The following is a 22,676-nucleotide window of genomic DNA, read 5'->3' on the forward strand; positions in this document are numbered from 1 at the left end:
GGTTTCGGGGGTCAGTCCGCAACGAGTTCGAGCATGATCGTCGACAGCGGCGGCAGAAGCATCGTTGCCGAGATGCCGCCTCCCTCCGCCCGCGCCTCGACCATGCCGCCATTGCCCTTGCCGGAACCGCCATATTCCGCGGCGTCGGTGTTGATGATTTCGCGCCAGTTTCCGGCCGTGGGCAACGGCACGCGATAATTGTCGCGCGGCACCGGCGTGAAATTGGAGATGACGGCCACCGGGCTGCCGCCCGGCGCGCTGCGCAGCCAGGCAAAAACCGAATTCTGGCTGTCATCGACGATCAGCCAGGAAAACCCTTCCGGTTCGCAATCGCGGCCATGCAGCGCCGGGCGCGAACGGTAGAGATAGTTGAGATCGCGCACCGTCTGCCAGACGCCGCGATGCGGGCGGAACTCAAGCAGGTTCCAGTCGAGCGCGCGTGCCTCGCTCCATTCGCGGCGCTGCGCGAACTCCTGCCCCATGAACAGCAGCTTCTTGCCGGGATAGCCCCACATGAAGGCGTAGTAGGCGCGCAACGTCGCGAATTTCTGCCAGTCGTCGCCGGCCATCTTGCCGAGCAGCGTGCCTTTGCCGTGCACCACCTCGTCATGCGAAAGCGGCAGCACGAAATTCTCCGAGAAGGCGTAGGTCAGGCCGAAGGTGAGATCATTGTGGTGGTGCTTGCGAAAAATCGGCTCCTTGGAGAAATACTCCAGCGTATCGTGCATGAAGCCCATGTTCCATTTGAAGCCGAAGCCCAGCCCGCCTTCATGCACCGGTGCCGAAACCTTCGGCCATGAGGTCGATTCCTCGGCTATGGTCATCACGCCCGGATGGTGGCCGTAGACCTCCTTGTTCATCTTCTGCAGGAAGCTGACCGCCTCGAGGTTCTCGCGGCCGCCCTTCTCGTTGGGGATCCATTCGCCCTGCTTGCGCGAATAGTCGAGGTAGAGCATCGAGGCGACCGCATCGACGCGAAGCCCGTCGACATGATATTTCTCGGCCCAGAACAACGCGTTGTTGACGAGGAACGACACCACCTCGCGGCGGCCGAAATTGTAGATCGCGGTGTTCCAGTCGGGATGAAAGCCCTTGCGCGGATCGGCGTGCTCATAGAGCGCGGTGCCGTCGAAATGAACGAGGCCGTGCTCGTCGACCGGAAAATGCGCCGGCACCCAGTCGAGAATGACGCCGACGCCGGCGCGGTGGGCGCCATCGACGAAGCGCGCAAAGCCGTCCGGATCGCCGAAGCGGGCCGACGGCGCATAGAGTCCGGTTGTCTGATAACCCCACGACGGATCATAGGGGTGTTCGGAGATCGGCATGAACTCGATGTGGGTGAAGCCGGTCTCGACTGCATAGGGGATCAGCCGGTCGGCCAGTTCGTCCCATGACAGGAACGTACCGTCGTCGCGAAGTTGCCAGGAACCGGCATGGACCTCGTAGATCGAGATGGCTTCGCGCCGATGATCGGCATTGCGCCAGAAACTGCGGTGGGCCTCGTCGCCCCACGGATGGGCCGGCGGCACCGCAGTCACCGAGGCGGTCGCCGGCCGCAATTCGGACTTGAAGGCGAATGGATCGGCCTTCAGCGGCAGCCTGACGCCATCGGGGCCGATGATCTCGTATTTATACGGCCGGGCGGCGCCGATATCGGGGATGAACACTTCCCAGATGCCGGTGTCGCGGCGGTCGCGCATCGAATGCCTGCGGCCGTCCCATTCGTTGAAATCGCCGACCACCGAGACGCGCCGCGCATTGGGAGCCCAGACGGCGAAATGCACGCCCGTGGCGCCCTCGTGCTCGATGACATGCGCGCCGAGCTTGTCGAACAGCCTGAGGTGCGAGCCTTGGGCGATGTAATAGTCGTCCATCGGGCCAAGCACCGGACCGAATGAATAGGGATCAGTCAGCCACCAGTCGCCGCCGGCGTTCCTGGCATGATAGCGCAGCGGCTGACGCTTGCGGATCGACAGCTTGCCTTCGAAAAAACCGCCGTCGTCGCGCCTCGACAGTTCACCGGCGATGATGCCGGTCAGCGTATAGGCGGTGACGAACTCCGCATGCGGGACAAAGCAGCGGGCAAACAGGCTCTTGCCGACCTCATGGACACCAAGGACCGCGAAGGGATCGCCATGCGTGCCGGCAACAATCGCCGCGACATCGCTGGCTGCCGCCAGTTCGTCCGGCCCGCTTGTCGCAGCGGTCGCGCGCGGCTTCTTCATCAGGCAGTGTCCCTCCCCGGGCACCAATCTTTGTTCTTATGCATGTCTCCCAAAACCGCTGCGCACTTTTGGGCGACATGCACCAATGTTTTGTCTTGTGCATGTCGTTGTCCCAAAACCACTTCGCACTTTGGGCGACATGCAACGAGACCACATCGTTCGCGGCCTCATGCAATCACATCAGACAGGCACGTTCCAGATTTCTTTCGCATATTGGCGGATCGTGCGATCGGAGGAGAACCAGCCGACACGCGCAACGTTGCGGATTGCCTTGGCATACCAGTCGGGACTGTTGCGCCAGACGGCATCGACTTCGCGCTGCGTAGCCGCGTAGGCGTCGAAATCGGCGGCGACCATGAACCAATCGCTCTGATAGAGACCGTTGATCAAGTCGCGGTAACGCTCCGGATCGTCCGGCGAGAAGACGCCCGACGATACAGCGGCCACTGCTTGTGCCAGCTCTGACGATGCTTCGATCACGGCGCGCGGGTTGTAGCCATTGTTGCGCCGCTCGGCGACCTCGGCCGTGGTCAGGCCGAAGATGAAGATGTTGTCGTCGCCGACGCACTCCTTGATCTCGACATTGGCGCCGTCGAGCGTGCCGATGGTCAGCGCGCCGTTCAGCGCGAACTTCATGTTGCCGGTACCGGACGCTTCCATGCCAGCGGTCGATATCTGCTCGGAAAGATCGGCTGCCGGCATCAGGATCTCGGCCAGGCTGACATTGTAGTTCGGCACGAACACCACCTTCAGCAAACCGCGCACGGCCGGGTCGCGGTTGATGACCTTGGCAACGTCGTTGGCGAGTTTGATGATCAGCTTGGCGTTGTGATAGCTGGGCGCCGCCTTGCCGCCGAAGAATTTTACGCGCGGCATCCAGTCACGCTCGGGGTGCGAGCGGATCTGGTCATAGAGCGCGATCGCTTCGAGGATGTTGAGGAGCTGGCGCTTGTATTCATGGATGCGCTTGACCTGGATATCGAACAGCGCCGAGGGATCGACCTTGATGCCGAGCCGGTCGGCGACGAGATTGGCCAGCCGCACTTTGTTGGCGCGCTTGACGGCGGCGAACTTGTCGCGAAAGTCGGCATCGTCGGCGAAGGCATCGAGACCCTTGATGGCGTCGATGTCGTCGAGAAAGCGGTCACCGATCGCCTCGCGGGCGAGCGACGTCAGCCCGGGATTGCACTGGATCAGCCAACGCCGCGGCGTGATGCCATTGGTCTTGTTGTTGATGCGGTCGGGGTAAAGCCTGTGGAGGTCGGCAAACACCGTCTCCTTCATCAATTCCGTATGCAACGCCGAGACGCCGTTGATCGAGTGCGAACCGACAAAGGCCAGGTTGCCCATGCGCACCCGGCGGTCGCCGTTTTCCTGGATCAGCGAGATGCGGCTGATCTGCTCATCCGAGAACTGGTTGGAGGCGCGCGCCTCCAGAAGCACCTCGGCGTTGATCGCATAGACGATCTGCATATGACGCGGCAAAAGCCGCTCGAACAGCGGCACCGGCCAGCTTTCCAGCGCCTCGGGCAGCAGCGTGTGGTTGGTGTAGCCGAAGGTGCGCTTGGTGATGCTCCAGGCCTGGTCGAAGTCCATGCCGTGGACGTCCATCAGCAGGCGCATCAGCTCCGGCACCGCGATGGCCGGATGGGTGTCGTTGAGATGGATCGCCGCCTTGTCGGGCAGCGACAGCAGATCGCCATACTGGCTGAGATGACGTTGCAGGATGTCCTGCAACGAGGCGGTCGAGAAGAAGTACTCTTGCCGCAGCCTCAGCTCCTGCCCGGCCTTGTGCGAATCCGCCGGATAGAGCACGCGCGACAAGGCATCGGCCTTGTTGCTTTCGGCGAGCGCGCCGATGTGGTCGCCGGCATTGAACTTGTCGAGCAGGATCGGATCGACCGGCATGCCCGACCACAGCCGCAGCGTGTTGACGCGGTTGGCCCGCCAGCCAACGACGGGGGTGTCATAGGCGACGGCCAGGACGTGCTCGGTCGGCTTCCAGACATGGCGCTCGAGCCGGCCGTCCTTCGAGGTGATCGATTCCACCGAACCGCCGAAACCGACCTCGAAGGAGCGTTCGCGGCGTTCGAACTCCCAGGAATTGCCGTGATCAAGCCAGGTCTCAGGCAGTTCGACTTGCCAGCCGTCGTGAATCTCCTGGCGGAACATGCCGTTGGCGTAGCGGATGCCATAGCCATGCGCCGGAATGTCGACAGTTGCCATGCTTTCCATGAAGCAGGCCGCGAGCCTGCCGAGACCACCATTGCCGAGCGCCGCGTCAGGCTCGAGCGCGGCGATGAGGTCGAGGTCGACCCCAAGCGACGACAGCGCCTTGCGCATGTTGTCCATCAGGCCGAGATTGGAGAAGGCATCGCGCATCAGCCGGCCGATGAGAAATTCCAGCGACAGGTAATAGACGCGCTTTTCCTGCTGGGCGTAGGCCTCCTGTGTCGCCTGCATCCAGTGATCGACGATGCGGTCGCGCACGACCTTGATCGAGGCGGTCAGCCAGTCGTGCTGCGTGGCAACGGAGGTGCCCTTGCCGACCCGGTATTTGAGGGCCATCAAGACTTCTCTTGCGAGCGTCTCCGGGTCAGGATTTTCGAGCAGTGGCGGGTGGGGTTCGGATGTCATCGCGCTCGTCATGCTGCCTCTCGTGCGGTTGCCATGATCATACCGGCTTTCATAGTTCCTCCCAGCTTATGGTAGCCGATACCGCCGCATGTTCAATCGATTTAGGTAAGCCTTGTCCAGCTTACCCTGCGGCAATTTGACAATTCAGGCCGCCAATTTGACAGGTCAAGCGGCTAGGGCCGCCTCCGGCGGAACCTTCGCTCCGGTCATGAAGGCGACGGCGTCGGACATCGTATATTGCTTGGGATCGATGACGCAGAGGCGACGGCCCAGACGATGGATATGGATGCGATCCGCAACCTCGAAGACATGCGGCATGTTGTGCGAAATCAGCACGATCGGCAGGCCGCGCTTCTTGACATCGAGGATCAGCTCGAGCACTCGGCGGCTCTCCTTGACGCCAAGGGCTGCTGTCGGCTCGTCCATGATCACCATCTTCGAGCCGAAGGCGGCGGCGCGCGCCACCGCCACGCCCTGGCGCTGACCACCCGAGAGCGTCTCCACCGCCTGGCTAATGTTCTGGATGGTCATCAGGCCAAGTTCGGTGAGCTTGTCGCGGGCGCGCTTTTCCATTGCCGGACGGTCGAGCATGCGCAGCCATTGTCCCAGGAAGCCCGGTTTGCGGATTTCGCGACCGAGGAACATGTTGTCGGCGATGGAAAGCGCCGGCGACAGCGCGAGGTTCTGGTAGACCGTCTCGATGCCGGCTTCGCGAGCCTCCATCGGCGACTTGAAGGCGACGGGTTTGCCTTCAAGCCGGATCTCGCCTTCGTCGGGCACGGCCGCGCCGGAAATCGCCTTGATCAGCGATGACTTGCCGGCGCCATTGTCGCCGATGACGGCAAGGATTTCACCCGGGTAGAGGTCGAAGTCGGCATTGTCGAGCGCGGTTACGCGGCCATAGCGCTTGACCAGACCGCGTGCGGTGAGGATGGGTTCCTGGGTCATGACTATGCCGAAACCTTTCTGATCCATTGGTCGATCGCCACGGCGCCGATGATCAGCACACCGGTAAGCAGCACTTTCCATTGCGGATCGGCGCCCAGCATGTTGAGACCCATGGAGACGACGCCGACAATCATCGCGCCGAACAGCGTGCCCAGGATCGAGCCGCGCCCGCCGAAGAGGGAAATACCGCCGATCACCGTCGCGGTGATCGCCTGCAGATTGTAGTCGGTGACGGCAGCTGACGGCGAGATCGAACCGTTGCGGCCGATGGAGACCCAGGCAGCGAAGGCGGCAATCAGCCCAGCAAGGGTGTAGACCGTCACCAGCACCTTCTTGGTCTGGATGCCCGACAGCTTCGCCGCCTCCTGATCATCGCCGACAGCGTAGACATGGCGGCCCCATGCCGTGTGATTGAGCACGTACCACAGGATCAGCACGAGCACGACCGTGGCAATGACGCCGAGCGTCAGCACCGCCGTGCCGACCTTGAAGCTCATTGCAAAGAGATGCAGCAGCGGCGCCTGGGTGTCGACGTCGGTGTCGCGGATCGTCTCATTGGCCGAATAGATGAAGTTCGTGGCCATGACGATGTTCCAGGTGCCAAGCGTCACGATGAAGGGCGGCAGCTTCATGTAGGCCACCAGCAGCCCGTTGAGCAGCCCGCAGGCCGCGCCGGCGGCAAGCCCGATCGCCACCGCGACCACGCTCGGCATACCGTAGCTGACCGCGCAATTTCCCATGATCACAGCAGAAATCACCATGATCACGCCAATCGACAGATCGATGCCGGCGGTCAGGATGACCAGCGTCTGGGCAGCGCCCAAAATGCCGACAATGGCGATCTGCTGCAGGATCAGCGTCAGCGTGTAGGACGAAAAGAAGCGCCCGCCAATGGTGATGCCGAAGACAATGATCGCCAGAACCAGCACGATCAGCGGCACCGCTGCCGGCGTCGAATGCAGGAAATGCTGGATGCGCTTGACGGCCGATTTGTGCTCGTCAAAAGCCGCAACGCTTGTGTCGCTGCCCGAGAGAACCTTCTCGAATTCCTGAGCTTGAGCCATGTTTCCTCCCCGTAGGCTTCAGCCAAGCGCTGACGCCCGTCCACGCCTTTCCGGTCTGCTGCCGGGATTGTTCGCGGTCATGCGACCATCGTCCACCCTAAGCGGTCGGGGATCAAGCCCCGACCGCTTCGGTTTTGCTGTTGTCGGTCAGGCCAGCATCAGCCCCAGCACTTGGCGAGGCCTTCCTTGGTGTCGATGGACTTCACGCCAGTGGCCGGCTTGTCGGTCACCAGGTTGACGCCGGTGTCGAAGAAGTTCTTGCCTTCGGTCGGCTTCGGCTTGGTTCCGTCCTTGGCGAAGGCGGCAATCGCCTCGATGCCGAGCGCTGCCATCTGCAGCGGATATTGCTGCGATGTCGCACCGATGACACCTTCGGTCACCGACTTCACGCCGGGGCAGCCGCCGTCGACGGAGACGATCAGCACCTGCTTCTCGAGGCCGACGGCCTTGAGTGCCTGGTAGGCACCGACAGCGGCAGGCTCATTGATGGTGTGGATGACGTTGATGGTGTTGTCCTTCTGCAGAAGGTTTTCCATCGCCTTGCGGCCGCCTTCCTCGTTGCCGTTGGTGACGTCGTGGCCGACGATGCGCGGATCGTCCTCATCGCCGATCTTGTTGGGGTCTTTCACGTCGATGCCGTAACCCATCATGAAGCCCTGGTCGCGCAGCACATCCACGGTCGGCTGCGACGGCGTCAGGTCGAGGAAGCCGATCTTGGCATCCTTCGCCTTGTCGCCGAGCGTGGCGGCGGCCCAGGCGCCGATCAGCTTGCCGGCTTCGAGATTGTCCGTGGCGAAGGTCGCGTCGGCCGCGTCGATCGGATCGAGCGGCGTGTCGAGAGCGATCACCAGCAGCCCGGCGTCACGCGCCTTCTTCACGGTCGGCACGATGCCCTTGGTGTCGGATGCGGTGATCAGAATGCCCTTGGCGCCGTCGGCGATGCAGCTTTCGATCGCCGCCACCTGGCTCTCGCTGTCGCCGTCGATCTTGCCGGCGTAGGTCTTGAGGTCGACGCCGAGCTCCTTGGCCTTCGCCGTGGCGCCTTCCTTCATCTTGACGAAGAAGGGATTGGTGTCGGTCTTGGTGATCAGGCAGGCGCCGACACCTGCCGCGGATGCGGACGACGCAAACGCCATCAGACCAAGCGCGGCAGCAGCAAACACGGTCGATTTCAGAAGTTTTGTATTGGTCACGACTTTCCTCCCAATGGAACCATTCCGGATGCCGGCCAACCGGCATCTACAGCGCATCCAACGAAATTCTCCCAGCGCGGACGCCACCCCAACAGACACCAGAGCGATGTCTCTGTCAATAATTAAATCACTCTTATTTATTATTGACAGCCTCGCTTCGTTCACCCATTCTGGCTCAAAAGCATTGCCGGGAAACGACGGGAGGAACAGGGTGGAGACCGCCATTGCGAGGCACGGTTCGCCCGACGCGAATGACAGCCTCATTCACCGTGGCACCAACCAGAGCGGCATGCGGGACCACAACGAGCGGTTGGTGCTCTCGCTGGTGCGCCAGCACGGCAGCCTGGCGAAGTCCGACATCGCCCGCATGACCGGGCTTTCGGCGCAGACGGTTTCGGTCATAATGCGCGAACTGGAGGAAGAAGGCCTCCTGCTGCGGCAGGCGCCGTTGCGCGGCAAGATCGGCCAACCCTCGATCCCGATGGCGCTCAACCCCGACGGCGCCTACTTCATTGGCCTGAAGATCGGCCGCCGCAGCGCCGAACTCGTGCTGATCGACTTCCTTGGCCAAGTCCGGTCGATGCTGCAGCATTCCTACCGCTACCCGGCGCCACGCGAGACGGTGGAGTTCGTCACCACCGGAATGAAGAAGATGCGTGGCGAGCTGACGCCCGCGCAGGACAAGCGCATCGCCGGTCTTGGCATCGCCATGCCGTTCGAATTGTGGAACTGGGCCGATACCGCAGGCGCCCCGCGCGATGCCATGGACGAATGGCGTCATCGCGACATCAGGGCGGACATCCAGGCACAGTGCGATTTTCCGGTTTACCTGCAGAACGATGCGACTTCGGCCTGCGGCGCTGAACTCGTCTTCGGCCAGACCGGTGCTGCTCGCGACTTCGTTTATTTTTACATCGGCGCCTTTGCCGGTGGCGGCATCGTGCTGAATGGCCGGCTTTTCGGCGGGCCAACCGGCAATGCCGGAGCACTCGGCTCGATGCCCGTGCCGGGGCCGGATGGCAAGCCGACCCAGCTGATCGATGTGGCGTCCATCGCCATGCTCGAAAAGGCGCTCAATGCGCGCGGCGTCGAGGCTTCGCATCTGTGGACATCGCCGGAAGACTGGGGCGAGATCGGCCCCGAACTCGATGACTGGATTGCCAGCGCCTCTCGGGCGCTCGCCTATGCCATCGTTGCAGCATCCTCGGTCATCGATTTCGAGGCAGCGGTGATCGACGGATGGATGCCGACGGCAGTGCGCCGCCGGCTGGTCGACGCCATCATCGCGGCTATCGCCACGATCGACGGAGAGGGCCTGAAGCTCCCGGCCGTCCGCGAGGGAACCGTCGGCATCCACGCCCGGGCGCTCGGCGGCGCCAGCCTGCCGCTCTCCGAGCGCTTCCTGATCGGTTCGACGACAATTTCCAGGAGTGCCTGATGCTGATCGGGATCCCGGCGCTGCTTGGTCCGGAGCTTCTGGCGACATTGCGCGCCATGGGCCATGGCGACGAGATCGCCATTGTCGACGGAAACTATCCGGCAGAAGAGCAGGCCAACCGGCTCATCCGAGCCGACGGCCATCATCTCCTGCCAGTGCTCGACGCGATCTTGAGCGTGCTGCCGGTCGACGATGCCGTGCCAGAGGCGCTGTTTCGCGCCTCGGTCAAGGGAGATCCCTCGCTTGCCGATCCCGTGCATCACGAGATCGAGGCGCTATGCGCAAAGCGCGCGCCCGGCCGCAAGGTGGTTGCGCTGGCCGGCGCCGACTTCTATGCACGGGTCAAATCGGCGCATGCCATCGTCGCGACTAGCGAGCCGCGGCTCTACGCCAACATCATCATCCGCAAGGGCGTGATCTATCCGCCGGAGACCAGGAAGCCATGATCCTCTGCTGCGGCGAAGCCCTCATCGATATGCTGCCGCGCACGACGACCAACGGCGAGCCGGCCTTTGCGCCCTATGTCGGCGGCGCCGTCTTCAACACGGCCATCGCGCTCGGGCGGCTGGGCGCGCCGACCGGGTTCTTTTCCGGCCTGTCGTCGGATCTGTTCGGCGGTCAGTTCAGGGATGCGCTTGGGGCGAGCAAGGTCAGTTCCACCTATGCGCACACGTCACCACGGCCAACGACGCTTGCTTTCGTGAAGCTGGACAACGGCCAGGCGACCTACACGTTCTATGATGAAAACACCGCCGGCCGCATGCTGACCGTCGACGACCTGCCGCAGCTAGGCAACGAGATCGAGGCCATGCTGTTTGGCGCCATCAGCCTGATCTCAGAGCCAGCCGGCAGTGCCTATGAGGAGTTTATGAAGCGCGAGCATGAAAGCCGCGTCATGATGCTCGACCCCAACATTCGGCCGAACTTCATCCCTGACAAGGCCAAGCACCTCAGGCGCATCCGCGCCATGATGGCGATGGCCGATATCGTGAAACTGTCGGATGAAGACCTGAACTGGTTCGGCGAAGCCGGCTCGCACGAGGATGTCATCCGCAACTGGCTCGACCGCGGCCCGAAGCTGATCGTCGTCACGCATGGCAGCGAAGGCGCCATCGGCTACACCAAGGAACACGCCGTCACGGTGATGACGGAGAAGGTCAAGGTGGTCGACACGGTCGGCGCCGGCGACACGTTCAATGCCGGCATCCTCGCTTCGCTGCAGGAACAAGGCCTGCTGACAAAGACGGCAATCGCCGGCCTTTCGCAGGACGCCATCGGCAAGGCACTGGCGCTTGGCAACAAGGCGGCGGCCGTGACCGTCTCGCGGGCTGGCGCCAATCCGCCCTGGCGGCATGAGATCGCCTGACCAGGTCTCGAAGGGCTCAAGACAGATCGGGCTTCTCGATCACTTTATGTTTCGCAAGGCCGATCTCAGGGATTATCAAGGTGGGATCGGGCCCGACGAAAGCCGGATTTCCGGCATATCGCGAAGAACACGCCGGAAAATACAGGTAACAGACTGCGACACTTGCGCAATTCGCGGTTTTGCTCCTGCGGCTTTCTCGCCCGGCACAACTCTGATACCAGCGGCCGGTTATCTGGCTAACCCGTTTTGAGGCCGACATGCAGTTCATCGATCTTGGCGCGCAGCGCGAACGAATCCGCGACCGGCTGAAGGCCGCGATCGACCGTGTCGTCGAAGAAGGCCGCTATATACTCGGCCCGCAAGTCACCGAATTCGAGAACAAGCTCGCGGCCTATGTCGGCACCAAGCATGTCGTGGCCTGCGCCAACGGCACCGATGCGCTGCTGTTGCCGCTGTTTGCGGCCGGCGTCGGCCCGGGTGATGCGGTGTTCGTGCCAAGCTTCACTTTCGCCGCCACCGCCGAAGTGGTGGCCTTGGCCAAGGCGGAGCCGGTGTTCGTCGATGTCGACCCGCATAGCTACAACATCGACATTGCCAGCCTCGAGGCAGCCATCGCCATGATCAAGAAGGAAGGCCGGCTGAAGCCTAAGGCGATCATTCCCGTCGACCTGTTCGGCCTTGCCGCCGACTACGATGCCATCATGGCGATCGCCAACCGCGAAGGGCTGATGGTGATCGAGGATGCCGCCCAGTCGATGGGCGGCTCGAGCGACGGCAAGATGTGCGGCTCGTTCGGCGCGGTCGGCTCGACCAGCTTCTACCCGGCAAAGCCGCTCGGCTGCTATGGCGACGGCGGTGCGATGTTCACCAATGACGATGCACTGGCCGAGCAGCTCAGGTCGTTCGCCTTCCACGGCAAGGGCGAGACGCAGTACGACAATGTCCGTGTCGGCATCAATTCGCGGCTCGACACCCTACAGGCGGCGATCCTGATCGAGAAGCTGGCCATCCTCGAAGACGAGATGGTGGCCCGCCAGGTGGCGGCCAACCGCTACGCCGAAGGGCTTGGCGATATCGTTACCGCGGCCCGCAATCTGGACGGCAGCCGGTCGGCCTGGGCACAGTATGCGATCGAGACGCCCAAGCGCGACGGGCTGAAGGCGCATCTCGGCGAAAAGGGCATTCCATCGGTCATCTACTATGTGAAGCCGCTGCATACCCAAGTCGCTTATCGCGACTACCCGCGCACGCCGACCGGCCTTGCCGTGTCGGAGGACCTGCCGAAGCGGATCCTGTGCCTGCCGATGCACCCCTATCTCAGCGAAGCCGACCAGGACCGGATCATCGAGTCGATCCGCAACTACATCGGCTCGAATTCGGCGCAGGCCGCAGCCGAGTAAGCTGCCGGCCCGCCTCAGCTGAGGCTGGCCTCGCCTGCCCTGCTGCTGGCGCCAACCTTGCCGCTGGCAATGAAATGCGGATTGGCGAAATCCGCGTCATCGCTCTGTTTGCGCTTGCCGTAGACCAGGGGCTGGCCGTCCAGCGTGCGCGTCATGCCGCCGGCCGCGCGCAGCACGGCATCGCCCGCCGCCGTGTCCCATTCCATGGTGCGGCCGAAGCGCGGATAGACATCCGCTTCGGCGCTGGCGAGAAGGCAGAACTTCAAGGACGAGCCGACCGAGACGATCTCGGCAGCACCGAGGTCGCGAATATAGGCCTCGGTTTCCGGCGTGTTGTGGGAGCGGCTGGCGACGACGGCCAATGGTTCCACGGCCGTCCGCACCGAGATCGGCCGGCGGCCTGTGATTCGGTAGTCGTTGTCGACCTCGATGGCTTCCGCCCTGCCAGGCCGGCCCGAAAAAAAACGGCCGCTGCATGGAGCGAAGACGACACCGACTTCCGGTACGCCATGGCGGACCAGCGCGATGTTGACGGTGAAATCTGTACGGCGGTTGACGAATTCCTTGGTGCCGTCGAGCGGATCGATGAGAAAGAAGGCGCGATGCAGGTCCGGCGGCACGATGCCGGCGGATGCTTCCTCCTCGGCTACGCAGGGGATGTCGGGAAACGCGGCGCGCAGCCCGGCGAGAATGATCTTCTCGCTCTCACGGTCCGCCTCGGTCACCGGCGAGGCGTCGGACTTGCGGTCGACCGCGCAGCCGGCATGGAAGACACGCATGACCTCGCGGCCGGCGGCCAGGGCCAGCCGCTCGAAGATTTCGAGCATCAGCCTGTCGTCAGATGCCGCCGCCGTTGTCATATTGGTCTTCGGCAATGTCGCGCTCGTTCAGCCAGTGTTCCAGGGCGTCTACCATCTGTTCGGCCGATTTGCCGAGCGTCTGCAGATGGATTTCCGGTTTTTCCGGCGCTTCGTAGGGTGAATCCACGCCAGTGAAATTCTTGATCTCGCCATTCAGCGCGCGGGCGTAGAGGCCCTTCGGGTCGCGCCTGGCGCATTCCTCGAAGGGCGTGTCGACAAACACCTCGATGAATTCGCCGTCGGCCATCAATTCGCGCGCCATGCGCCGCTCGGCGCTGAACGGCGAAATGAACGAGACAATGACAATCAATCCGGCATCGGCCATCAAACGCGCCACTTCGGCGACGCGGCGGATGTTCTCGACTCGATCGGCGTCGGTGAAACCAAGATCGCGGTTGAGACCGTGACGGACGTTGTCGCCGTCCAGGATGTAGGTGTGGCGGCCGGTGGCGAACAGCTTCTTTTCGAACAGGTTGGCGATGGTCGACTTGCCGGAGCCCGACAGTCCGGTGAACCAGAACACGGCGGGCCGCTGGTTCTTCATGTCGGCACGCACGCGCTTGCCGACATCGAGCGATTGCCAATGGATGTTCTCGGCCCTGCGCAGCGAGTGCAGGATCATGCCTGCGCCGACCGTGGCGTTGCTGACGCGGTCGATCAGGATGAAGGCGCCGGTGGTGCGGTTCTCGGCGAAGGTATCGAAGGCGATCGGCGTCCGTGTCGAGATGTTGCAAATGCCGACTTCGTTCATGTCAAGCGACTTGGCCGCTTCATGGGCGAAGTCATTGACGTTGATCCGGTACTTCAGGTCGGTGACGGTGGCGCTGGTCTGATCGGTCTCGGTGCGCAGGATGTAGGAACGGCCTGGCAGCAACGCATGCTCGTCGAACCAGACGATGTTGGCGGCGAACTGGTCGGCGACCTGCGGCCGTGCGGCCGGCGAAACCAGCATGTTGCCGCGCGAGATCTCGACCTCGTCGTCAAGGACGAGCGTAATGGCCTGGCCGGCAGCCGCCTGGGCCAGGTCGCCGCCATAGGAGACGATCCGCTTGACGCGCGAGGATTTGCCGGACTTGGCGACGACGACCTCGTCACCGGGTGCAACCGAACCGGACGCGATCGTGCCGGCAAAGCCGCGAAAGTCGAGATTGGGGCGGTTGACATACTGGACCGGGAAACGGAACGGCAGTTCGACCACTGCTTCCTCAACCGAGACGGTTTCGAGATGCTCGATCAGCGTCGGACCAGAATACCATGCCATGCTGTCCGAGCGGCTGGTGACGTTGTCGCCGTAGCGGGCTGACATCGGGATCGGCACGATGGTCTGGAAGCCGAGATCGCGCGAGAATTGCCCGTAGGCCTCGGTGATGCGTTCGAAGACCGCCTGGTCGAAGCCGACGAGATCGATCTTGTTGACCGCCAGCACGATGTGCCGGATGCCGAGCAGCGAGGCGATGATCGAGTGACGTCTCGTCTGCGGCAATACCCCTTGCCGGGCATCGATCAGCACGATCGCCAGGTCGGCGGTCGAGGCGCCGGTCGCCATGTTGCGGGTGTATTGTTCGTGGCCGGGCGTGTCGGCAACGATGAACTTGCGCTTCGGCGTGGCGAAGAAGCGGTAGGCGACGTCGATGGTGATGCCTTGCTCGCGCTCGGCCTCGAGACCATCGACCAGGAGCGCGAAATCGATGTCGTCGCCGGTCGTGCCGTGTTTGCGCGAATCGCGTTCGAGCGCGGCGAGCTGGTCCTCGAAAATCTGCTTGGTGTCCGAAAGCAGGCGCCCGATCAGCGTCGACTTGCCGTCATCGACCGAACCGCAGGTCAGGAAACGCAGCAGCGACTTCTTCTCCTGCGCCGCCAGGTAGTCGCGGACGCCGTCGGTGGGTGCGAGGCTCTTTGCCATGATGTGGCGCATGGTCAGAAATACCCCTCGCGCTTCTTCTTTTCCATAGAGCCGGCTTCATCGCGGTCTATCAGGCGACCCTGCCGTTCGGAGGTGCGCGCGGTCAGCATTTCGCCGACGATAGCTTCCAGCGTGTCGGCATCCGATTCGATGGCGCCGGTCAGCGGATAGCAGCCGAGCGTGCGGAACCGCACAAGCCGGTTCTCCACCGTCTCGCCGGGACGCAGTTTCATGCGCTCGTCGTCCCGCAGGATCAGCATGCCGTCGCGCTCGACCACCGGCCGCTGCTTGGCGAAATAGAGCGGCACGATCGGGATGTTTTCCTGCAGAATATACTGCCAGATGTCGAGCTCGGTCCAATTCGACAGCGGGAAGACGCGGATCGATTCACCCGATGCGATGCGGGTGTTGAATATCTTCCACATCTCGGGCCGCTGGTTCTTCGGGTCCCACACATGCTGCGCATTGCGGAAGGAGAATATGCGCTCCTTGGCGCGCGATTTCTCCTCGTCGCGGCGGGCGCCGCCAAAGGCAGCGTCGAAACCGTATTTGTCGAGCGCCTGGCGCAACGCCACGGTCTTCATCACATGGGTATGCGTGTTCGAACCGTGATCGAATGGATTGATGTTGTCGCGCACGCCGTCTTCATTGACATGAACCAGCAGATCGAAACCGAGTTTCTGCGCCATCTGATCGCGAAAGGCGATCATCTCGCGGAATTTCCACGTCGTGTCAACGTGAAGGAAAGGGAACGGCGGCTTGGCGGGATAAAATGCCTTCATCGCCAGATGCATCAGCACCGAAGAGTCCTTGCCGACGGAATAGAGCATGACCGGCTTGGCAAAGGCGGCCGCAACCTCGCGGAAGATATGGACGGACTCGGCTTCAAGCCGTTGAAGATGCGTAAGCGCAATGGTCATGGACTGTAAGCGTTCTTTCGTGCCTTCCGACAGAAGACCTTGCCTCAAATCATCGGGCTTTTTGCGCCCGGTTCAAGCCTTGCTTCTGGACAATCTCTCTCGTGCCGGCGTTCTAGCAGATAGCCGTCGGAGAGAACAATGCTGGACTGGCCCCGCGGCGCACGGTTCGGGAATGAATTTTCCATGGGCGCGGCAAAACCCGGAAATTTCTGCTCACAGGGCGAGCCGCTAGGAAAAGCGAGGGAAAATATTGCCTGGCTGAACATGCAAATTGCTACGTGAGAGCCTCAGCCAGGCCACCATCGGTGGCCATCGATTTCTGGCGGCAATCCCACCTGCCGCACTATCGAAAAAAGGGCCAAGCCGCTATACCGGCTGCTGAAGACGAGCACGACGCATGATGGAACACGTGCAATTTCGAGGCGATATCCGTTGCCGCCGACGACACCTATCGCTCCCAGAGAATTGTGACCTAGAGCATTGAACCGGTTTTCATCGATAAGACAGCAATTCACTGCCTCGCGGGTGAATGTCTACTTCTCCATCCTTTGCTTCTTTTTTCCACCGGTTCTGGGATCGTTGGTCAGTTTTGTGTTCAATGGCGGAGCCCTCGCCTCCCTCGCGCTGATTGCCGCCGGGAAAAGGCGCTTCAACATCGACCGGCCCATGATCTGGCTGACGGTCGCGATCTATGCCTATTGCGCGGCCAATCTCATGGCTTCCATCGTCAACAACGCTTTGGTCAGAGATGCGCCACACCTGATCCCGCTCGTTACCTTCCTGTTTTTCCCAATCTCCTATTCGACCTGGAGCATCACGCAGAAAGCCACGCTTGCCCGTACCGTCGTGCTCAGCAGCATGGCCGCCTGTTTTGTCGCGCTGCTGATGGCCGTCATCCAGCAATACTGGATTGGGGTCAGGGCCGAGGGCGGGGCCGGCAATCCGATCGTCTTCGCAACCGTCGTCTGCCTTGCCGTGGCGGTCTGCGTGGCCGGTGCCTTGTCAGGCATAGAACGAGCCCGGAACCCCCTCTTCTACGCCGCACTGGCCGGGACGATCGCCATCATCTATTCCGGTTCGCGTATTGTCTGGCTGGCGCTGCTGATTGCCGGCATCGCCGTTCTTTTGATCAACCATCAGAGGCTCAGAGGCAGGAATGCCGTTCGCGTGCTGCTGCTGCTCACGGCAGTCGGTGTCGTGATCGCGGCTTTCGGCTCCCAGGCGATATCCGGGCGCGTCGACTTTCTGCGCTCCGATTGGGATGCGCTTGGGACCCACGACAACTACGACACCTCGTTGGGAATACGTGTTGCCCTTTGGGACATCGGCCTCAAGGCATTCCATGACATGCCGGTGTTCGGACATGGTGTGGGCGCGAGCCAGCTTCTGATCAAGCAGGGCTTTCACGACCAGTTCGCAATGGACACAGGCTTCAACCATTTCCACAACGGCTTTCTGACCGCCTTGGTGCAAGCAGGAATTCTGGGCGCCATGACGCTGGCGGCGATCTTTGTCTTTGCTGCTGGAAATGCCGTCCGGGTCTTGCGAAACAGCCGCGATCCGGTCGAGCGGTTCGGCGCCACCATGATTGTCATCGTCGTGACCACCTATCTCACAGCCGGGATGACAGGGATCCTGATCGGCCATGACATTCTGGACTCGGTGCTGATGGTCTTCCTGGTGTGCGGGACATATCTTGCCTCCGGACGTCAGGCTCCGTTGGCGGAAGGGCAAGCACTTCCACCGGAGATGGAAGGGCAGGCGCTTCCACCAGCCAGCCAAGAGCTGTCGCGAGCAAGGCAATGAAAGTCTTGGTGACAGGTGCGACGGGTTTCATCGGACGTCTTGTCGTGCACCACCTTCGCGACGCCGGCGCCGAGCTTCGCCTCGCCTCCCGTCACCCGGAGAGGCTGGGTTCGGGAAGCGAAGCTGTGGCGATGCCCGGTTTCGATGCGCCTGCCGCGGCCTTCCTGGCGCTGACCAGGGATGTGACCCATGTCGTTCATTGTGCCGGCCTCAACAATGACCAGGGCGACGCCACCGAAGCCGATTTTCGGGCGGCCAATGTGGAATTGAGCGCGCGGCTGGCGCAGGCAGCGGCCGCGCAGGTCAGCGGACGTTTCATCCACCTCTCCTCGATCCGGGCCGTGATCGGCGCTCGCGTCAGCGCAACGATCGACGAGACCACGCTTCCTGCCCCGCAATGCGTCTATGGGCGCTCGAAGCGCGAAGCCGAGATCAAGGTTCTGAGCGCCTATGCGTCGCACGGCCGTTCCGATGCCGCTGTGTTGCGCCTGCCTCCGGTCTATGGAAGCGGCATGAGGGGAAACCTGGCGACGCTGATGCGCCTGGCCGATATGGCGCTGCCGCTGCCGACAGGCGCCTTGGCGGGAATCCGCTCGCTGATGTCCTCCGAAGCCGCGGCGCGCGCGGTGTCGCACCTGCTGAGCCATTCGGAACCGCTTCGCCCGATCTATGTCGGCGCCGATGTGCCACCGGTCACAGTCGCTGCCGTCATTGCCGCCTTTCGCAGGGGTTTCGGACGGCCGACGCGCCTGATCATGGTGCCGGCCGGCCTGATGCGGCCGGCCGCGGTCGTACTGGGCAAGCGGGCGTTTTGGGACAGCATGACCGCGACGCAGATATGCGATCCTTCGCTGCTGATATCGCAGGGCTGGGCACCGGAAACCGGTACGCTGGAGCGGCTGGCCGACCTGGCGCGGCTCCGTGAACGTCGACCTCTCGCTTGACCATGACCTCTTCCCAAAACCGGCTTCGGTTTTTGAGATCATGGCCTGCTCAGCTTCGATAGAGCGTCCCAAACAGGATCCGAAGGTCGAGCCAGAACGATGCCGTCCTGAGATAGGCGGCATCGGTTTTGGCCAAAAGCTCGGGGTTCGACATGTCGATGCCCTTGATCTGGGCCAGACCCGTTATGCCTGGAAGTGCCGCCAAGACCCCTAGTCGCCTTCGACACTCGATCAATTCCGTTTGCGTCGGCAGACAGGGACGCGGCCCAACCAGGCTCATCTCGCCCTTCAGAACGTTCCAGAACTGGGGCAACTCGTCGAGCTTGAATTTCCGCAAGACCTTGCCAACCGAGGTGACGGAATTCGTAGGCGCCTCGTGCGTGGGCAATGACGGCGTTCCAACATACATCGTCCGCAATTTGTGACAGCGAAAAAGCAGGCCGTCGCGACCGACCCGCGTCTGCGAAAAAATGGCCGGACCGGGTGATGATGCGCGAACAGCAAGGAAGGCGAGCACCAGAACAGGCGATGTGACCACCAGCAGCAGAGCCGCGCCGGCAAGATCGAAGAATTGCTTGGTTGCCTTCATGAACGGCCGATAGCGCTCCCTGCCAAAGCCCCGAGACAACGCCGCAGACGAAGCCCGTCAATACGGTCGACGTAGCATGAGGTCATCTCCTGGCCAAGCACACCATGCAGCCGTTCGATGCTCAGATGCGACCCAGGATGAATGCGAGATAGAGCCCCAGGGTGCCGGCAAGTGTCTGCCGATAGACACCGCTTTTGCGCAAGCCGCCCAAACGCTGGAAAAGATTGCCCTGCCGCCCTTTTGTAAACAGATCGACGCACGCCGCTGCATCCTCGGTCAGCAGGTCGCGGTTGACGGCAAGTCCGTCAAGATTGCGATTCGTCCAGCCGGCAAAGTCGCCCTTGAACAGACGGCCAAGCCGGGAAATCCTCGCCCTCCACGACACGTTGGCGCCAACCAGGTTTGCCGCATGCTGGCGGTAGCGCACCAGCGGCCGTGGATCGTAGCGGACGATGCCGCCGGCGGCGGTCACGATGAGATAGGCCCACCAGTCGTGGCTGACGAACTCGGTTTGCGCTGAGGCCCTGGCCAGCAGGTCGCGGGCCGCGGCGTTGAGCAGGATGGTGTTGCCGCCGGCGATGCTTTGCACAAGCGCGTTGCGAAAGGATGGCGTCCGGCGAAACAGCGGCGAATGGCCGACAAGGCTTCCGGATTCGGTCATGGTCGCGGTTCGCGAGCAAAACATCAACGGGATTTTTGCGTCATGGGCCCGCATCCAGCTGACAGCGCTCTCCAGCCTGTCGGGCTCCCAGATATCGTCCTGGTCGCAGAAGGCATAGCAGTCCGCATCGATGCGCCGGTCAAGGATCATCGACCGGAAATTGGGAGCGAACCCTTGCCGCGGCCCCTCCACCAGGGTCACTCGACCCTTGGTCCAGCGGGATTTCCACGCCTCGATGATGGCAATCGTGTCATCGACGGAGCCATCGTCGGAGATCCACAGGTCGATCAGAGGGTGCGACTGCGCGAGCACGGATTGCAGTTGCTCGTCGATGAAGGCGGCGCCGTCTTTCGTGCCCATCAGGACTGCGATGCGCGGATCTTCTTTGCTCACGAGCTTCAAACACCCTGCAAATGCCTGGAATGGCTAGAGCGGCTCATCGTTTCACGGAAACGCAGAACCGCTCAATTTCCTTGTTTCGACGCAATTCCGGACGGAAAACCGTTTCACACTTTTCCTGGAATTGCTCTAGGTTTGTCCAAACCACGATCACGATCGCTTCTGGATCGGGTTAGGTCGCTTGGCGGGCCGTTTTCGAGATCACGGCCTGATGGATGCTCCCCCTGGCCTTCTTGGCCTGGTCAAGGCCTGCCAGCACGGCCAGCGCACCATCTTTGTCCTGATTCTTGACCGACTGCTGCAGCGCCGTCAGCGCGGCCTGGACATCCGACCATTCCACGACATCCGTGCTCAGGCCAAAGATCTTCGAAATGCCGAGTTCGACGAGTTCCTCATCCTCGCCATGCAGCATTTCGTGAAGTTTCTCGCCCGGCCTTATACCGGTGAACCGGATCGGGATGTCCGTGTAGGGGCTCTTCCCGGACAGGCGGATCATTGTTTCGGCCACTTCAAGGATCGGCACCGGCTTGCCCATGTCGAGCATATAGACGGCATAATCGTCCCCGCTTTGCCGCGATGCGGCATCGGCGGCCGACATGATTACGAGATCGACGGCTTCGGCCACTGTCATGAAATAGCGTGTCATGCGCCGGTCCGTGATGGTGACCGGCCCTCCGGCCTCGATCTGCGCCTGGAATATGGTCGCCACCGAACCGTTGCTGCCGAAGACATTGCCGAAGCGAACGGCCACGAACTTGGTGACCGATCGACGCGCGCCCGGCCCGCTGGCGGGGGGCCCATGCAAGGCGCTGATGATCTGTTCGGCAGCCCGCTTTGTCACGCCGAGCACCGATGAGGGATCCACCGCCTTGTCGCTCGATATCAGGACAAACTGGGCAACCCCGCATTTGGCGGCGACTTCGGCACAGACAAGCGTGCCGAAGACATTGGTCTGGATGGCCGAATCCCAGTTTTCCTCGAGCAGCGGAACATGCTTGAGCGCCGCGGCGTGAAAGACGATGTCCGGTCTGAATTCCGTGACGACACGCGTTATCTGGCGCCGATCCGCGACATCGACGATGCGGACCTTGAGGCGGTCGTGGTCCTTCTCGTCAATGTACTGGCTCAACTGGAAGATGCCGAACTCGGAGTTGTCGGCGACGAGCACCGCCTCCGCCCCCAGTTCCAACGACCGTTTGACCAATGTTCGGCCGATCGACCCGGCACCGCCCGTCACCAGAACGCGCTTGCCGCCAACAAAGGTCCCGATACGCTCGACATCGGAAGGCACAGTCGGGCGGCGTAGGATCGTTTCCATCTCGACCGCGTCGAGAACCAGTTTTCCCTGCTGTTCCAGTTCCGAAAGACCGGAGAACTGCACCACACTTATGTCGCCATGCCGGGCGACGCGGACGAGTTCCGAATACTCCTCGATCTCGTGCTCGGCGCCACTGCCGAAAATCAGCAAGTCCAGGCTTTCGGTGCCTGTCGCATAGTCTTCCAGGACGTCGATCAGCCGCGGCCGGGTCGCCACCACGGGAACGCCTTGAATCCGCGTGCCCAATTGTACGCCGCGCTCGGTCGCCATGATCCCGGCGATGGAATAGTCCGCCGGCTCCGCCGTGCGCGTGAAGCGAATGATCAGGTCGGCTTCGCCGAGTCGGCCAACGAACAACGCCTGCTTGGCCTGCGTCTTGCCGGTCTTGGTGCTCAGAATGCCCCAGCTCGCGCCGTCACGCAGGAAGCGGTAGAACAGCCGGGGCGCCGATATGATCGTGAAGGAGACGAGGAAGAAGACGATGAACTGACGCTCGTTGAGCCCCTGCACAGGCTGGAAAGAACGAGCCAGCATGGACGTGGCGTACAGAGCCAACGTCAAAATCGCGCAGCTCTTTAGGATATTGAAAAAGTCGGGCGTCGAAGCGAAGCGCCAAACGGTCTTGTAGAGACCACAATATCTAAACAGGAGATGGCTGATGACGACAATGCCCCCCCAGGTTCCCAAACCCTGGTTGGAGAGCGGATCGAACGAAAGATTCGACCGCGAAAGCACAAGGCTGAGTGCCACGGCGACCAGGACCATGACCACGTCCTGGGCCATGATGAAGGCGCGCCGCATTTCCGGCCTGAGTCCGAATACAGCTTCGAGGTAAGAATTCATTGGACTGCACTAGACTCCAGGCTCACGGACATGAACTTCACCAAGGCGCGAGCACGAATATGCTTCGTGGCCGATCGCTCTTTCAAAGTGCTATCCCTGGCCCCTGCCCTGTTGTATCGCATACTGCGGGCTCGAAGTCATAGCTAGATGTTTTTTCAGAGA

Annotated in this window: 18 protein-coding genes; 7 read left to right on the forward strand and 11 right to left on the reverse strand. The window is 62.1% G+C overall.

Annotated features, from left to right (window positions below; genetic code table 11):
- Positions 1-11: 11 nt before the first annotated feature.
- The 5 genes from glgB to AC07FD_RS03095 form a co-directional block, all read right to left on the reverse strand.
- Positions 12-2,225: a 1,4-alpha-glucan branching protein GlgB gene (gene glgB, locus AC07FD_RS03075; RefSeq protein WP_478348595.1), complete on the reverse strand. Its 2,214-nt coding sequence runs from the start codon at positions 2,223-2,225 to the stop codon at positions 12-14.
- 180 nt (positions 2,226-2,405) lie between these two features.
- Entirely contained in the window at positions 2,406-4,874 is a 2,469-nt protein-coding gene (locus tag AC07FD_RS03080) for a glycogen/starch/alpha-glucan phosphorylase (RefSeq protein ID WP_478348596.1), read from the reverse strand.
- A gap of 153 nt (positions 4,875-5,027) precedes the next feature.
- Complete coding sequence (locus tag AC07FD_RS03085; RefSeq protein WP_478348597.1) at positions 5,028-5,810, reverse strand: ATP-binding cassette domain-containing protein; 783 nt, start codon at positions 5,808-5,810, stop codon at positions 5,028-5,030.
- Between the two features lie 2 nt (positions 5,811-5,812).
- The gene (locus AC07FD_RS03090) at positions 5,813-6,874 is read right to left on the reverse strand and encodes an ABC transporter permease (protein ID WP_478348598.1); all 1,062 of its coding nucleotides are present in this window, start codon (positions 6,872-6,874) and stop codon (positions 5,813-5,815) included.
- A 158-nt stretch (positions 6,875-7,032) separates the two neighbouring features.
- On the reverse strand, positions 7,033-8,010 hold the full coding sequence (locus AC07FD_RS03095; RefSeq protein WP_478348926.1) for a substrate-binding domain-containing protein: 978 nt from the start codon (positions 8,008-8,010) through the stop codon (positions 7,033-7,035).
- A 268-nt stretch (positions 8,011-8,278) separates the two neighbouring features.
- On the opposite strand from AC07FD_RS03095, the gene AC07FD_RS03100 reads away from it, so the two are divergent.
- The 4 genes from AC07FD_RS03100 (at position 8,279) to AC07FD_RS03115 (ending at position 12,271) form a co-directional block, all read left to right on the forward strand.
- Entirely contained in the window at positions 8,279-9,505 is a 1,227-nt protein-coding gene (locus tag AC07FD_RS03100) for an ROK family transcriptional regulator (protein WP_478348599.1), read from the forward strand.
- The gene (locus AC07FD_RS03105; RefSeq protein WP_095089731.1) at positions 9,505-9,951 is read left to right on the forward strand and encodes an RbsD/FucU family protein; all 447 of its coding nucleotides are present in this window, start codon (positions 9,505-9,507) and stop codon (positions 9,949-9,951) included. Before AC07FD_RS03100 ends, AC07FD_RS03105 begins: the two co-directional genes overlap by 1 nt.
- Positions 9,948-10,871, forward strand: coding sequence for a carbohydrate kinase family protein (locus tag AC07FD_RS03110; RefSeq protein WP_478348600.1), 924 nt, complete (start codon positions 9,948-9,950; stop codon positions 10,869-10,871). The genes AC07FD_RS03105 and AC07FD_RS03110 overlap by 4 nt, the downstream gene beginning before the upstream one ends.
- 257 nt (positions 10,872-11,128) lie before the next feature.
- Entirely contained in the window at positions 11,129-12,271 is a 1,143-nt protein-coding gene (locus AC07FD_RS03115; protein WP_478348601.1) for a DegT/DnrJ/EryC1/StrS family aminotransferase, read from the forward strand.
- Between the two features lie 14 nt (positions 12,272-12,285).
- On the opposite strand, the gene cysQ is transcribed toward AC07FD_RS03115, so the two are convergent.
- Genes cysQ through cysD form a run of 3 tightly spaced genes read right to left on the reverse strand, consistent with a single transcriptional unit; the run spans position 12,286 to position 15,954 of the window.
- Positions 12,286-13,098: a 3'(2'),5'-bisphosphate nucleotidase CysQ gene (gene cysQ, locus AC07FD_RS03120; protein WP_478348927.1), complete on the reverse strand. Its 813-nt coding sequence runs from the start codon at positions 13,096-13,098 to the stop codon at positions 12,286-12,288.
- A 10-nt stretch (positions 13,099-13,108) separates the two neighbouring features.
- A complete protein-coding gene (gene cysN, locus AC07FD_RS03125; protein ID WP_478348602.1) occupies positions 13,109-15,046 on the reverse strand; it encodes a sulfate adenylyltransferase subunit CysN in 1,938 nt (645 codons plus the stop codon).
- Between the two features lie 2 nt (positions 15,047-15,048).
- Positions 15,049-15,954 (reverse strand): sulfate adenylyltransferase subunit CysD, encoded by a 906-nt coding sequence (cysD, locus tag AC07FD_RS03130; protein ID WP_478348603.1) that lies wholly within the window; start codon positions 15,952-15,954, stop codon positions 15,049-15,051.
- 138 nt (positions 15,955-16,092) lie between these two features.
- Here cysD and AC07FD_RS03135 point away from each other — a divergent pair, with 138 nt between their 5' ends.
- The 3 genes from AC07FD_RS03135 (at position 16,093) to AC07FD_RS03145 (ending at position 18,704) form a co-directional block, all read left to right on the forward strand.
- Positions 16,093-16,236 (forward strand): hypothetical protein, encoded by a 144-nt coding sequence (locus AC07FD_RS03135; RefSeq protein ID WP_478348604.1) that lies wholly within the window; start codon positions 16,093-16,095, stop codon positions 16,234-16,236.
- 198 nt (positions 16,237-16,434) lie between these two features.
- Complete coding sequence (locus tag AC07FD_RS03140) at positions 16,435-17,760, forward strand: O-antigen ligase family protein (RefSeq protein WP_478348605.1); 1,326 nt, start codon at positions 16,435-16,437, stop codon at positions 17,758-17,760.
- Positions 17,757-18,704 (forward strand): NAD-dependent epimerase/dehydratase family protein, encoded by a 948-nt coding sequence (locus tag AC07FD_RS03145; protein ID WP_478348606.1) that lies wholly within the window; start codon positions 17,757-17,759, stop codon positions 18,702-18,704. The genes AC07FD_RS03140 and AC07FD_RS03145 overlap by 4 nt, the downstream gene beginning before the upstream one ends.
- 49 nt (positions 18,705-18,753) lie before the next feature.
- Here the strand turns inward: AC07FD_RS03145 and AC07FD_RS03150 are convergent, their stop codons facing one another.
- From AC07FD_RS03150 to AC07FD_RS03160, 3 genes are all read right to left on the reverse strand, one after another.
- Positions 18,754-19,293 (reverse strand): sugar transferase, encoded by a 540-nt coding sequence (locus tag AC07FD_RS03150; RefSeq protein WP_478348607.1) that lies wholly within the window; start codon positions 19,291-19,293, stop codon positions 18,754-18,756.
- A 121-nt stretch (positions 19,294-19,414) separates the two neighbouring features.
- Entirely contained in the window at positions 19,415-20,347 is a 933-nt protein-coding gene (locus AC07FD_RS03155; RefSeq protein ID WP_478348608.1) for a glycosyltransferase family 2 protein, read from the reverse strand.
- Positions 20,348-20,525: 178 nt separating this feature from the next.
- Positions 20,526-22,514, reverse strand: coding sequence for an SDR family NAD(P)-dependent oxidoreductase (locus tag AC07FD_RS03160; RefSeq protein ID WP_478348609.1), 1,989 nt, complete (start codon positions 22,512-22,514; stop codon positions 20,526-20,528).
- Positions 22,515-22,676: the final 162 nt, after the last annotated feature.

Source organism: Mesorhizobium waitakense (assembly GCF_056431085.1).